The sequence below is a fragment of the Flavobacterium cupreum genome, from assembly GCF_003996965.1.
Lineage (GTDB): Bacteria > Bacteroidota > Bacteroidia > Flavobacteriales > Flavobacteriaceae > Flavobacterium > Flavobacterium cupreum.
On the sequence record NZ_QWDM01000003.1, the window covers coordinates 346,188 to 360,639 of the forward strand.

Here is a 14,452-nt window from a genome sequence, read left to right on the forward strand (position 1 = left end):
CTATTGTTTTTATTTATTTGTATTTATTTTAATCTGTTTAAACATCCAGCTGTAAATTTCAGGATTGTCATACACTCTTGTCCAGCTGTCGTGACCGGCATCATCAAAAATGGTCAGTTTAACATCTTTGGCATTACACTTTTTTAGTTCTTTATAAATGGTGGCAGCGTAATCTACGTTTACAACATCGTCCAGTAAGCCATGGTAAATTCTTGTTGGAATATTCGCAATTTGACAAGCGTTTTCCAACTCAATCAAATCGACAAAACCTGAAATCGGCACAATTGCCGCAAACAGATCGGGATGCGAAAGCGCTAAATTCCAGGTAGCCCAGCCTCCTGAACTTAAACCTGTAACATAAATTCGATCCGGATCGACACTATTCTCTTTTTGAACTTTTAAGATCAGTTGGTAAATAGATTCAATATCCCAATTTTCATCTTCTTTACATTGCGGAGCCAGGACATAGGCATCCAATACATGTGATTTCAGATATTTTAAAGGGCCGTTAATTTTTACTTTTTCAAGATCTGTCCCTTTTTCCCCATCACCGGATATAAAAACGATTAAAGGCTTTTTATCTTTTGTACTGGCCGGTTTGTGCAATGCATAACCAAGCTCGTAATTCGTAACCACAACGGTTTTAAACTTTCCGGTTGTCTCGGTTTGCGCAAAACTAATTGTTGAAAACAGCAGGATTATGAATGTTATTTTAAATTTCATTTAATGAATGTTAGAATCCATATTTAGTTGAACTAAATCCAAGTTTGATTAAACCTTGTTTGGTGTCTGACGCATTCATAAACAGCTTCCATAACAAACCACTTCTGTAGTTTTCGATCATAGGTGCAATGGTTCCCTGATCGATTGCCAGATAGCGGGCGGTTACCCAATTGTATTGTGGTGAAAAAGCATCATAAGGGCCTGCAATTCCGACATATTTTGCTTTATTGTCATCGTATAAATAATGCAAAAATTTCATAGACTCTATTGGTGTATATGGAAAAGAAGATAAGGCAGCAGTTGGTGAAATAACCCCGTTATCGTTGTTCGGCTGATGTGCCGTGTAGCCTGTGGTGCCATCCGGATTACGAGTGTAACTTGCTGTTAATCCCCAGCATTTATCGGAGTAATCCTTAAAGCCTTTTGGATTGGCAACACTGTACTGAACCATTATCTTTGCATGGTTTTGTGTCAATGCCCAATAATCAGCATATTTATCTTTTAGATTAGTTGGATCCAAACCTAAATATGAATAGTGGGACCAGAACATTGGCCCTACATTTCCTGTCGCGCCATTGTAATTTAAAATAACCGGAATTCCGTACTGAGATCCGGCATTCACAATTGCTCCGCTTCTCGCCCATGCTTTATGATAGGCTTCGGCAGAAATCGGGTGTGTTGGTGAAGAAGCTGCCATTACATAAGTAATAAGACATTCGTTATATCCTTCTAATTTAAAGTTCATTTCCCAACCATAGTTTGGTGACCAGTGCCAGTATAACGCATCCTGTCCCTGAGTGTACCAGTCCCATTCTACGCCTTTCCAAAGCACATCGGCTTTGGCGGCCAATTCTTTTTCGGCTGTACTTCCGTTTTTAAAATATTCTCTGATGGTGATTAAAGCCTGGCAGACAAAAGAAGTTTCTACTAAATCTCCTCCGTTATCTTTTGTTCCGAACGGAATTACTTTTCCTGCCTTATTATCCATCCAGTGTGGCCATGCACCGTGAAAACGGTCTGCTTTTTCAAGGAAATTCAAAGCTGTGGCAAGTCTAGAAACAGCTTCGGCCCTTGGCAAAAAACCTCTTTCTACTCCTACTACAATGCTCATCAATCCGAAACCGGAACCACCTGTTGTAATAATATTTGATTCAAAATTCGGATCTTCGGTAAGATATCTTTCGCGGCCAAGTTTTGAATTAGGATCAGCATAGTCCCAAAAATATTTAATGGCATCTTTTTGTACCTGATCCATAGCTTCAGCGTCTGTAAGAGGCTTGGTTGGTGTGGTCGGATTTGTTGGTAATGGTGTTCCTCCGCTATTTCCTCCATCTGGTGAAGAAGAGGAACAGGACATAAAAACACTTAACAAAAGGGGGATATAAAAACTGCTTTTCATTTTTTTAATTGTGATATTAATAGTAAAAAATACACCCGGAATTTTTTCATCCGGGTGTATTATAAAGATTTCTATCTTTTATCTTTTTCAAGTTTATACAAAGCTGAAACTTCATTACTTGCAAGAGCCGAATCATAAATTCTGAATTCATCCATCAACCCTGCGTAACTAGTAGCCCAATCTTGTTGCGAACCATTGTTTAACGGAGGTGTTGTTTCGAACTGATGATTTCCAAAAACAACTTTACCATTTGTGCCTGTCATTTGAAATGCACCATATTTTGGAGCATTTTTAACGTTAGCATAAGTACCCGGATCGTCAGCATACCATATGGCAGTACCTACAACTCCTTCTGCAGGAGCAAACGGGAAACCACCTACATTTGCACTTGGTGCACCGTTTGTATAACAATTGATAGTACTGGTTTTAGAATCGTATGCCAAAACAACATGTACCCATGTATTTAGGCTATTATCAAGGTTTACGATAACACTTTGTCCTTTCCACATTACTCCGGTTCTTCCGTTCTCTACACCAAGTTTTAATCTTAGTCTGTTTGGATTTGCGGTATCCGGATTTTCTAAAAACAAATTAATTCCTCCCCAAAATTCAGTTGGTCTCACGATTGAAAAGATACCCTGTGCCCCTTTTCCCTGTCCGGGGCTTCCGCCGTCCGGAACTGTATTCGCCGTATTCATCCAAAATGAAATGGTGTAATCATTTAAAGCGGTGATTTTTGCAGTAGCATTTCCTACAGCATAACGTGCAACAGCGCTGGAACCCTGATATGCATTTCCTTTTACACCGTCCGCATAAGCTACATTCATGCCTTCGAGACCTGTAATATTGCTTTTGCTATCGTTTAAATTGCCATCAAAACTAAATTTAGAAATCAGGTGAGTTGCAGCAACTTCATCAGAATTCTCATAACCTCCAATTGATTCATACGGAATTGGAGCATTGTCCTTATCTATACTATCTTCGCAGCCCACAAACACTGTTGCAGCCAAAACAAAAGAAACCAGGAAAACAGATTTATTTTTTTTCATTTTTATGGTCTTAAAAATTAATAAAGAGGATTTTGATCTGACAGACCGGCTGCTTGTTTGATAAAGGAAGCCGGAATAGGAAACACTTCGTTTTTACCTTCAGTAAAAACTTTTCCATCAATGGCAAAGGCAGCTTTAGCCTGACCTGTACGAACCAGATCAAAGAATCTGTCGTGTTCAAAAGCCATTTCCACTCTTCTTTCTCTCCAGATAGCCGTTCTGATATCACCCTGAGACGTATAGGGTGTATCACCTAAACCGGCTCTTTTTCTGATTTGGTTTAATAATGGAATAGCTTCCGGTGTCTGACCTAATTCATTCAGAGCCTCTGCTTTCATTAATAAAACTTCGGCATATCTTAAATATTTAATATCTACATCTGTTTCCCATGCATCTGTATAGGCAGAAGAATAGGCTTTGTAGTTATAGCGTTCGTTTTCAACTGTAGTCGGAATTACTCTTCCATCATACAAGGTTGTTCCTCTAAAGATAATAGTTGCATTTTTTCTTACATCACCCGGCTCGTAAGCGTTTACTAAACTTTGAGATGGCGTATTGAAGCCCCAGCCCCAACCACCGGCACCACGGGCACCCTGTGTGTTAGAATAGCCTTCAATTCCCTTAGCCGGTACTGAACCCTGAGCATAAATTTCAAAAATAGTCTCTGAATCAAATTTACCCGCTACTCTAAACATACTGGCGTAGTCATTAACAATTGAGTACCCTGTAACTTTATTACAGTTATCGACTACTTTCTGCCAGTTTTTCTGATACAAACTTACTTTTGCCAATAAAGCATAAGCAGCTCCTTTGGAAACCCTTGATCTCTCATTTGCAGCATATGCCCCTTTTTCAGGTAATGCGGCAATAGCATCATTTAAATCACTTTCGATAAAAGCGTAAACCTCTGCTTTTGTTTTGCGGGTTAACTGCATAATACGATCAGAATCTGAACCCGGAACCGGCAAGTGATCTACGATTGGAACTCCTCCATAACATTTCACTAAAGTAAAATACATAAAAGCTCTTAGAAACTTTGCTTCACCAGTTAATCTGGCTCTTAAAGCCGGGCTGGCTTTATCTAATTTCGGAAGAATATTTAAGGCCTGATTACATCTGTTTATTCCATCGTAATTAGCGTTAAAAGTACTTTCCGCAGAAGGGTTTGAAGCATTATACGTCAAAGCATCCAAAACATCCTTATCTGTTCCTGTGTCTCCCGGAGATGATCCTTTGTCGGCATCATCAGACGTGATACTTGACAAACCGATCCATCCGAATGAGGTCATGTCCCAGTTCAGGAATTTATTATAAATGGAGGTTACAAACTGGCTTGCTCCCGCGTCATTATTGTATAATTCAATATCATCTGTAGAAACCGATTCTGTTTGATCTACATCTAAATAATCGTCTGCACATCCTGTAAAAAAGAATGCTGATACTACAAACGCTGCTATATATATCTTTTTCATAATTTTAAAATTTTAAGTTAACTCCCATTACAAATGATCTCAAAGTTGGATAAGCATCCAATTCAACTCCCTGAGTTCCGTAAGGATTTCCATCTCCATTTAATTCCGGAGAGAACCCTGAGAATTTTTGTGTAATAAATGGATTTATAGCATTTACATAAATTCTGCAGGAAGTAATGAAACTCTCGCTTGGCAATGGCAATTTGTATCCAACGGTAATGTTATTGATTCTAAAGAAATCACCTGATTCTAAATAATAAGTAGAAGCAACCGGTACCTGATTGAATGGTGCAGGATTTGAAGCTGTCACATTGTTAAGTGTCCAAAAATCAACAGCAAGAGACTCTTCGATGTTTTCTCCTGCAAAACGCTGTGCTTTTTTACCATTGTAAACTTTTGCACCGTTGGTTCCGTAACCGTCTACAGAGACATCAAAGTTTTTGTAATTAAATCCTAAAGAAACTCCGTAATTAGATTTTGGCATGCTTGATCCTACATATTTTCTGTCTGTAGTGGCATTTAAGGCATCCTGAGTTACTTTATCGCCTGCAGCATTGTAATACAGCATTTTTCCATTTGATGCATCAAAACCGGCATAATCGTAGATGTAGAAACTTCCTAATGGCTGACCAATAGTAGTGTTATCTAATAATTTAGTATCTTGTCCGTTACCTAAACCTCCTCCAATAACCGGAGATAAAATAACATTTTTTAAACCTGTAAGTTCATTTTTATTATTCGAAAAGTTTCCGCCAATGAAATAGCTGAAATCCTCACCAATTTTATCATCCCAGCGTAAAGAAATTTCATAACCTTTGTTCGAAACCTCCCCTACGTGTGCCGGAGATACATTTGTTATTCCGGATGTCGAATATGGTTTTGTATTTAAAATGATGTTGTTTGTATTTCTGTCATACACATCAAGGGTTCCTTTTAATTTGCTCTCTAATAATTCGAAATCCAAACCAACAGAAGTCTCTTCTGTAACTTCCCAGGATAAACTTGGGTCAATTTGTGAGTTAATAGTCGTTCCTTCGTTTAAAATAGAACCACCTAAGTACCCATTTTGACCAGAGGTGTAACTTGCTCTGTTTAATGGTACATTTTGATTTCCTAATTTACCCCAGCCTCCTCTTAATTTCAATAAACTAATAACTTTTGAATCTGCTAAGAAAGCTTCTTTAGACATCACCCATCCTAAACCAAAAGCAGGAAAGGTACCCCAACGATAATCTTTACCAAAATTTGAAGATCCGTCACGTCTTACCGTTCCGGTAACTAGATATTTATCCATCAATTTATACTGGAAACGTCCAAGATATGACGCTAGTTTTACTTCATTGAAAACTTCATCTTTATAGCTCGTGATATTTGCAGCGTATTCTACATCTTTCAGCGCCCAGTAGTTCGCATCAGAATTTACATTTTTTCTTTTAATGGTAAGTTTTTCTCTGGCGCCTTTCACGCTTGTTTCAATACCTGCTACTACTTCAATATCGTGAATATCGTTAAACACCTTGTTATAAGTCAGGTAGTTCGCTAAATTCCAATTGTAATAATCTTCTCTTCCTTTGGTTAATAAATTAATATTAGCATTTGGGAATTCTTTTTCATAATCACTTGCTACTTTATTAGGATTTGCAGCAAGCCAGACATTTTTGGTGTCTTCAAAATTATATTGTTTCCAGGTATAGTACTCTCCATTAAACTGAGAGGTAAATTTTAACGATTTTAAAATATCATAATCTAATTTTAAACCTCCCTGCAAAGTCATGCTTTTTTGTTGTTCATCAAAAAAATCAAGTTGTGCAACCGGATTTCCAACATTGTTAAATGCTGATCCTGTTTCGTTTGCAAAGCCGTTTGCACCCACTCTTGGCACTCCATATTTTCCATCAGGAAAAAATACAGGAACTATTGGTGATTGTTTGTAGGCATTTGTAAAAGCTCCTAAAGGTTTCGGAGTAGATTTTGTAGACGTAAAACTGAAGTTTTGATTTAAGGTCAGTTTTTTAGAAATTTTGTACTCATTATTATTTCTAAAAGTGGTACGACCATAACCTAATCCGTTTAGGATTGCTTTTTCTTCGTAATTTCCTAAACTGAAAAAGTATTTCACATTTTCAGAACCACCGGAAACAGAAACGTTGTTTTGTGTATAGGATCCACTTCTTGTAATTTCGTCAAACCAATCTGTATTTACAGGCTGATCTTGTGAAAAAGTAGTGTTTTGCAAAGCGGCATTCGTATAATAGGCATACTTATTACTGCCCGCCATTTTAACTTTTTTAAGTGGCTCTCTTACACCTGCAAAGCTTTCTACTTCTACAGAAACTTTATTATCACCTTTACCTTTTTTGGTTGTAATAATGATAACCCCATTGGCTGCCCTGGTACCATAAATAGCAAGTGCAGAAGCATCTTTTAGGATATCATAAGAAGTAATATCATTTGTATTAATATTATTGATATTCTCGGTTTGCATTCCGTCAACTACATATAGGGGAGTTCTTCCTCCTAATGCAGTTCCCAAACCTCTAATAACAACAGAAGGTGTACTTCCCGGCAAATCTGACGAAATTACCTGAACCCCTGCCGCTTTACCCTGAATGGCCTGCGATGCATTCAATACTTTTGTTTTAGTAATTTCCTCCGATTTGATCGAACTAATTGAGGTAGTATTATCAATTCTCTTTCTGGTACCGTATCCAATTACGACTACTTCTTTTAAGGCAGTATCACCGGATTCTTTTAAGGTAATGGTTATTCCTGAAGTTGCAGGCAAGGAAACAGGTTCAAAACCCAACATAGAGATTTTTAACATCTCCCCTTCTTTGGCAGCAATAGTAAAGTTACCATCGAAATCAGCATCAGCAGAAGTTCTTGACTGAGGTGCACTAATAACAGCTCCCGGAACTCCCATTCCGCTGCTATCTAATACTTTTCCTTTAATTGTCTGCCCGGACATATAAGCAGGCAGCAACAAGAGCGCTAAAAAACTAAAAATAAAATTTTTCATACAGTTTGTAATCGTTTAAGTTAGTAGAGCCAAATTAAACAATTACAACGTTGTAGTACATCAAACAGCACTACTACACAGCTACATCACTACATCAAAAAACGTTATTAAAGAACTATAAATAAAGACTTTAACCCATTTTAATTTTTCATTAACATAACGTTATGATGTAGTAATGATGTATTGGAATTATATAAAAAAAGAATGGTAAAATTAAACTATGTTTAAAAAACACATACGAATCTTACACAGTCAATAAAAATTTTGACAGGTTTTCGTCCTGGGTGAGGTTTAATTTTTTTCTTAAGCGGTATCTGTGCAATTCTACACCTCGGAAAGAGATGTTCATCAGAGGTGCAATTTCCTTGGAAGAGAGGTTCATTTTAAGGTAAACACAGAGTTTTATATCTTTTGGGGTAAGGCTTGGGAATTTCTTTGTCAGATTAATAATAAATTCATTGTGAATCTGGTTCAGATTGGTTTCGAAAGTTTCCCATTCGTGTTTGTTGACTTCATTGATTTTAATGGCCTTTTTAATTTCACTTTTCAGTTTATTAAAATCTTTTTCAGAATCCAGAATGTTCTGTATGTTTTCAATCATTTCACTTTGCTTGGCTATCGACAGGGATTTTCCGGCAACTTCAGATGATTTTGTCTGTAATTCAAGTTCCAGGATGTGTTTTTCATATTCCTGAACATTTAATTCATTTTCTGCTTTCAGCTCCATCTCCAGAATTTCTCTCTGATGCTTAAGTTCCTCTGCCTGCAATTTTAATTTTTGGGTGTATCGAAGTTTGTTCCATTTGTAATACAAAAACAATACTGACGCAATTACAAATAAATAGAGCAAAATCATCCAAAATGAAAAATACCAGGGCTGGGCCACTTTAAAAGAAAACGCTTCTACTTTTTCATAACTGGCGCCATCATGTTTATAAATCACGATAGAATGATAACCGCTGCTTAAATTATTCAGTAAAATTACGCCATCAGAAACAGGCGTAAAATCTTTGCTTTTATTTAGTTTATAAAACAAGTTCGGCTTGCTGGCACCGTACATTCCGGAAATCACATTTATTTTTAACTCTTTATTGAATTTTATTTTAGAATCATCCGCAATTAGGACATTATCACTAAAGGCTTCTACTCTTAAGGCTTTATGCTGCTTGTTTTCATACTTTAACTGAAGGGAAATAAATCCGTCATCGAGATTTAAAAGGTAATGATTGTCGTTTTTAAATATTCTCAAATTTTCATTGATCAGCTTTCCTTTATAATATTTCTCCTGAATAATATTCCAGACAAATTTATTTCCGGTGGCATAAATATGATATAAAATCCCGTTTTGAAGTACCATAAAATGATCTTCATCTATGGCCACAACATCTGAAACATTTCTGAAATTTGCATTAAATAATTCGTTTTCTTCGAGTTTATTGGTGATGGAATTATAAGTGTACCAGGAATTATCGATTAGAAAGAGTATTTCCTTTCTAAATTCAAAAATCTTAATGCCAAAATCATTTTTTATTTTGGCTTGCTGCGTGACATTCTCTACTTTTTTTGTTTTATAATCATCGTCCAGCAAAACACGATATAAACCGCGATAATTATCCGCTGCCCAGATTTCATTTTTTTTATTCTGGGCTACATATTTTATGGGTTTGGTCAGATCCTTTATTATTTTGTAATGTGAAAGGTTTGATAAATCATCATACACCAGAATACCGCTGTAAGTGGACTGAAAATAGGTATTGTTAATACTGCTTTTGGATAAATTCCAGCCACCGCTTACCCCGTTAATTTTAGAGAGGGCACCATTATCATACGAAAATGTTCCGTCATTATGTCCAATAATATAGGTAGTACCGATTTTGGTAATGTTCCAGCCCTGTCCCTGCGTATTGGGCAGCATATTAAACCTGCCGGCTCCAAATTCAAAAATGCCGTGATTGGAAGCGATCAGATACCCGTTATTGGTGGTAGCCACCGAATAAACAGATCCTAATATTCCTGAATTATCATAGAAAAAGGATATCGGAGAATTGACTTCGACATGGGCAATTCCGTTGTCAAGGCCCAGCCATAAATCATCTTCCTTATCAAAACCAATACTCAGAATCGAATTGTTCATTAAAACATTATTGCGGTCAATGTTTTTATACAAATTGGAATCTAAGTCTAAAATTATAACACCCTTATTTCCGGTACCGATTATTAGTTTATTGCCTTTAATAAATTTGGCAACATTTATAGTGGTTGATTTTAAGGTTTCGTTCAATGGATTATTCCAGGGCCTGAGTCCATTCTTTTCAACTACAAAAACCCCTTTTTTCTGTGTAAAAATATACGTTTGGTTTTTGTATTTTTCGATAGCGTGAACTACCGTATTTTTGAGAACATTCCATCCTTTTGGATTTGCAATCTTTTTGCCGTTCATCTTAAAAATACCGTCCTGAACAGAAGCCACGTAAAGGTTTTTGTCTATAAAGAAACAATAGGATATCAGAAATGGAAATTTTATTTTTTTAATGGTTTTTCCATTGTAAATAAAAACATCATTGAAAGACTGAAAATAAAGCGATCTATTGAACCTGAATATTTTCCAGATTTCTTCATTGTCTTTTTCATCGAATAAGCGCAGGTTTTTGGTAATCGACACGTAATGCATTTTGCCTTCTTTACGGTACCAGTAACCAAATTCCTTATATGAACCGGAATATATTTTATCGCCTTCAATCAAAATAGAACGAATAATCGTTTTATTCGGCAAAGTGTATTTCTCCCATATGACACCATCGTAGCGCAACAGGTAATGATTATTGGCAAAATACATGGCATTGTCTTTTCCCTGTGCTACATTCCAGATCTGATTATCGCCCTGATAATCTGATTTACTGTAATTTTCAACAAAGGGAAGTAATTCTTGTGCCTGAATTTGTGAAGCTATGAAAAAGAAGAAAAGTAATTTTAAAAGTATCGATTTCAAAATATTCGGATTTATATTCAAAGATACTGACAAATATTTAATTTCTGAATGTAAAAAAAGCTCCCGGAGCGGGAGCTTTTTACGCATAAAATATATTTTTTAATTCTGAAGCAGCTGATAAACCTGACTGGCAATTTCATATTCCTCATCTGTGGGAACAACTAAAACTTTAGCTTTAGAATTGGGGGTATTGATTTCCCTGATTTCTTTCGAACGGACTGCATTTTTTTCATCATCCAGTTCAATTCCGAAATAATCCATATCCGTACAAACCAGTTTACGCATATAGGAAGAGTTTTCTCCAATTCCTGCGGTAAAAATAATCGCATCCAAACCATTTAAGGCAGCCGTATAAGAACCAATTGTTTTTTTAATTCGGTACGCATTCATCAGCAAAGCCAATTGACAGTCCTTATTTCCTTTTTCAGCTTCCGATTCGATATCGCGCAAGTCACTGTAGCCTGTGAGGCCAAGCATACCGCTTTGTTTCAGCAAAATTGCATTCACTTCATCAGCCGTATAATTTAGATTCTTGATCAGATAAAAAATCACCGACTGATCGATATCTCCGGCACGGGTTCCCATTATTAAACCATTTGACGGAGAAAAGCCCATCGTCGTATCAATACATTTTCCGTCTTTAATAGCCGCCATGCTGCAGCCATTTCCTAAATGAATGGTAATTATTTTTGAATTGTGCTCTAAAAAACCAATTGCTTTTTCAGAAACATATTTATGACTGGTTCCGTGAAAACCATACACCCGTACTTTATTTTCTGTTAAAAGGTAGTTCGGAATGGCATATTTAAAGGCTGTTTCGGGCATTGTCTGATGAAAGGCGGTATCAAAAACAGCAATTTGCTCTGCCGAATTAAAAATTTCCTCTGCCACATTAATTCCTTCTAAATTGGCAGGATTGTGCAAAGGTGCCAGTTCGAAAAGCTGTTTGATTTTTAATTTTACTTTTTCATCAATTTTTACGGTATCTGTAAAATCACTTCCGCCATGAACGACGCGGTGACCAACAGCCGAAATTTCCGAAGTCGATTTTATAACTCCTTTTTGCGGGTCTAAAAGCATTTCGGCTACTTTTTGCAACCCTACTTTATGATTCGGAATAGGAAGTAGTTCTTCTAAGGAATCCGATGCCGTTTTAAACGCAATATTTGAAATTTCCAAACCAATTCTGTCAATCATTCCGGAACAAATTACTTCGTTTTCCGGCATGACCATTAATTGATATTTGATGGAGGAGCTTCCTGAATTTATAATTAGTATTTTCATTTTTTTTTAAAGGTTCTAAGGTGCTAAGTTTCTAAGCTGCTGAGCTTCTTTTTTTTAAAATTTTACTTTCAACCTGAGCGAAATAGAAGGCTGGTGAAACAAAAAGGGCTTCGACTTCGCTCAGCCTGACATATCTTTTTTAATTTTATTGTTACCCTGAGCGAAATCGAAAGCTGGCCAAACAAAAAGGGCTTCGACTTCGCTCAGCCTGACATATCTTTTTTAGTTTTATTGTCACCCTGAGCGAAGTCGAAGGCTGGCCAAACAAAATGGGGCTTCGACTCCGCTCAGCCTGACATGCTTTTTTTAAGTAACAATCATAACACAAGACAAATAACTCATAACTCTTAACTAATAACTCATAATTAATTAAAGTCCCTGTGCCTGAATCGCTGTAATTACAACTGTGTTGATAATATCGTCCACAGTACAACCACGGCTTAAATCGTTTACGGGCTTGTTTAAGCCCTGTAACATTGGTCCGATGGCCAAAGCTCCGGTCTCTCTCTGAACAGCCTTATACGTATTGTTTCCGGTGTTTAAATCCGGAAAAATTAAGACACTTGCCTGACCTGCCACTTCAGAATCCGGCATTTTACTTTTTCCAACGGTAAGGTCAACTGCAGCATCATACTGAATGGGTCCTTCAATTTTTAAATCAGGACGTTTGGCTTTTACAATTGCAGTGGCCGCTCTTACTTTATCGACCTCATCTCCTTTTCCGGAAGATCCTGAAGAATAAGAAAGCATCGCTATTTTAGGTTCAATTCCGAAAGCCAGGCTTGATTCTGCCGACGAAATTGCAATTTCTGCCAATTGTTCGGCGGTTGGGTTTGGATTAATGGCACAATCTCCAAAAACGGAAACCCTGTCTTCCAGACACATAAAAAACACAGAGGAAACTACCGAAGAATTAGGTTTTGTTTTGATGAATTGCAATGCCGGTAAAATGGTATGCTGGGTGGTGTGTGCAGCTCCTGAAACCATGCCGTCTGCATGGCCTTTGTATACCATCATGGTTCCGAAATAAGAAACGTCTTCCATTAAATCCCTCGCCATTGTAATACTTACATTCTTGGCTTTTCGAAGCTCGTAATACGTATTGGCATAATCTTCATAGAGTGTAGATTCTATCGGATTGATGATATTAACTTTCGAAAAATCAAAAGTAATTCCGAGTTCCGCAACTTTACTTTCAATTTGTTTTTTATCTCCTATAATCGAAATATCTACCACATCCATATCTAATAATCGTGACGCTGCCATAATAATCCGGTCGTCATTTCCTTCCGGCAGGACGATATGCTTACGATGCTGTTTGGCTCTTTTCACCATATTGTACTGAAACATCTTTGGCGTCATTCCTTCTGCCACAAAAGTGATCAGTCTTTCCGACAAAGCGTCAACTTTTACATATTTTTCGAAAGTACTGATCGATGTTTCTATTTTATGCGTGTTGTTGGCATAGATTTCAGATCTGATACTGCCAATTTTATTGGTAATGTGGTAAGTTCCTCCATCCACTGCAATGATCGGTACAACTGCGGAAAGTCCTTCGATAAGTTTTAATATACTTTGTTCCGGGATTATATTTCCGGTAAGGATAATTCCCGAAATCGTCGGATAATTGGCAGACTCGTTGGCCTGTAATGCCCCTAAGATAATATCCGAGCGGTCACCCGGTGTAATGACCAAAGCATTATCCTGCAAATGTACCAGATAATTATGCAATTGCATGGCACCAACACTGTAATGTCCGATTTCATTGTTTAAGTACGTTTCTCCAAACAGTACTTTAGCATCCAGTAGGTTGACAATTTCCTGCATGGTTGGATTGTTAAGACTTGAAATCAGCGGAATGGTGTTTATCAAAACATTGGAAGGCAGACTTTTTTGGAGGCTTTTAGTCACCAGATCGATGTTTTCCGGCTGTACTTTATTCGCAAAAACAGACAGCACCTCAACTTCTTTTATTTTAAAGGAATCATAAACCAGATGCAGGCTGTCTACCAGTTCATCAAGCGTTTTTCCTATTCCGGATCCAATAATTATGGTTGGAATTCCGAGGTTTTTAGCAATTAGAACGTTGGTATCCAGTTCTATTGAAGTTCCTTCTCCCGTAAAGCTGGTTCCTTCTACCAGAACAAAATCAAAGCGTTCTTCAAGGCGTTTGTACTTTTCTATGATTAAGTCTAAAACCTCCCCTATCTTCCCTTTATTTTTCTTCTTGATCAGTTTGCTTTTCGTGATTGCGTATGCTTCTTCAAACTTAATATCAAGATTAAAATGGGAAAGAACGGTTTCAATATGGTTGTCTACCCCGCCATCTACAAAATCTTCAACAATCGGCCTGAAATAGCCCACCTTAGCGGTTTTCCCAATCAAAATACTCATTAAACCAAGTGTAATAATTGATTTCCCGCTATTCTGATCACTGGTGGCTATATATATCGCTTTACTCATAATGAATGTTTGATGTTAACAAATGTACTTAAATCGTCGTTTTTAAACTGGAAA

8 protein-coding genes are annotated in these 14,452 nt (G+C 37.1%); all 8 read right to left on the bottom strand.

The features are described 5' to 3' along the window. Nucleotides 1–9: 9 nt before the first annotated feature. On the bottom strand, nt 10–723 hold the full coding sequence (locus D0817_RS06280) for a carboxylesterase family protein (RefSeq protein ID WP_127337551.1): 714 nt from the start codon (nt 721–723) through the stop codon (nt 10–12). Between the two features lie 10 nt (nt 724–733). After that, nucleotides 734–2,122: a glucoamylase family protein gene (locus D0817_RS06285; RefSeq protein ID WP_127337552.1), complete on the bottom strand. Its 1,389-nt coding sequence runs from the start codon at nt 2,120–2,122 to the stop codon at nt 734–736. A gap of 71 nt (nt 2,123–2,193) precedes the next feature. Continuing rightward, nucleotides 2,194–3,171: a LamG-like jellyroll fold domain-containing protein gene (locus D0817_RS06290; RefSeq protein WP_127337553.1), complete on the bottom strand. Its 978-nt coding sequence runs from the start codon at nt 3,169–3,171 to the stop codon at nt 2,194–2,196. Between the two features lie 17 nt (nt 3,172–3,188). Beyond that, nucleotides 3,189–4,643, bottom strand: coding sequence for a RagB/SusD family nutrient uptake outer membrane protein (locus D0817_RS06295; protein ID WP_127337554.1), 1,455 nt, complete (start codon nt 4,641–4,643; stop codon nt 3,189–3,191). A gap of 4 nt (nt 4,644–4,647) precedes the next feature. Continuing rightward, nucleotides 4,648–7,662 (bottom strand): SusC/RagA family TonB-linked outer membrane protein, encoded by a 3,015-nt coding sequence (locus D0817_RS06300; RefSeq protein ID WP_127337555.1) that lies wholly within the window; start codon nt 7,660–7,662, stop codon nt 4,648–4,650. 244 nt (nt 7,663–7,906) lie between these two features. Beyond that, nucleotides 7,907–10,651, bottom strand: coding sequence for a helix-turn-helix and ligand-binding sensor domain-containing protein (locus tag D0817_RS06305; protein WP_127337556.1), 2,745 nt, complete (start codon nt 10,649–10,651; stop codon nt 7,907–7,909). 99 nt (nt 10,652–10,750) lie between these two features. Beyond that, nucleotides 10,751–11,935 (bottom strand): acetate/propionate family kinase, encoded by a 1,185-nt coding sequence (locus D0817_RS06310; RefSeq protein WP_127337557.1) that lies wholly within the window; start codon nt 11,933–11,935, stop codon nt 10,751–10,753. Between the two features lie 369 nt (nt 11,936–12,304). Next, nucleotides 12,305–14,398 (bottom strand): phosphate acetyltransferase, encoded by a 2,094-nt coding sequence (gene pta, locus D0817_RS06315; protein WP_127337558.1) that lies wholly within the window; start codon nt 14,396–14,398, stop codon nt 12,305–12,307. Nucleotides 14,399–14,452 lie beyond the last annotated feature (54 nt).

Excerpts from the sequence above, each read along its gene's own strand:
- pta (WP_127337558.1), bottom strand. The coding sequence starts at position 14,398 with ATGAGTAAAGCGATATATATAGCCACCAGTGATCAGAATAGCGGGAAA.
- D0817_RS06310 (WP_127337557.1), bottom strand. The coding sequence starts at position 11,935 with ATGAAAATACTAATTATAAATTCAGGAAGCTCCTCCATCAAATATCAA.
- D0817_RS06295 (WP_127337554.1), bottom strand. The coding sequence starts at position 4,643 with ATGAAAAAGATATATATAGCAGCGTTTGTAGTATCAGCATTCTTTTTT.
- D0817_RS06290 (WP_127337553.1), bottom strand. The coding sequence starts at position 3,171 with ATGAAAAAAAATAAATCTGTTTTCCTGGTTTCTTTTGTTTTGGCTGCA.
- D0817_RS06300 (WP_127337555.1), bottom strand. The coding sequence starts at position 7,662 with ATGAAAAATTTTATTTTTAGTTTTTTAGCGCTCTTGTTGCTGCCTGCT.
- D0817_RS06280 (WP_127337551.1), bottom strand. The coding sequence starts at position 723 with ATGAAATTTAAAATAACATTCATAATCCTGCTGTTTTCAACAATTAGT.
- D0817_RS06285 (WP_127337552.1), bottom strand. The coding sequence starts at position 2,122 with ATGAAAAGCAGTTTTTATATCCCCCTTTTGTTAAGTGTTTTTATGTCC.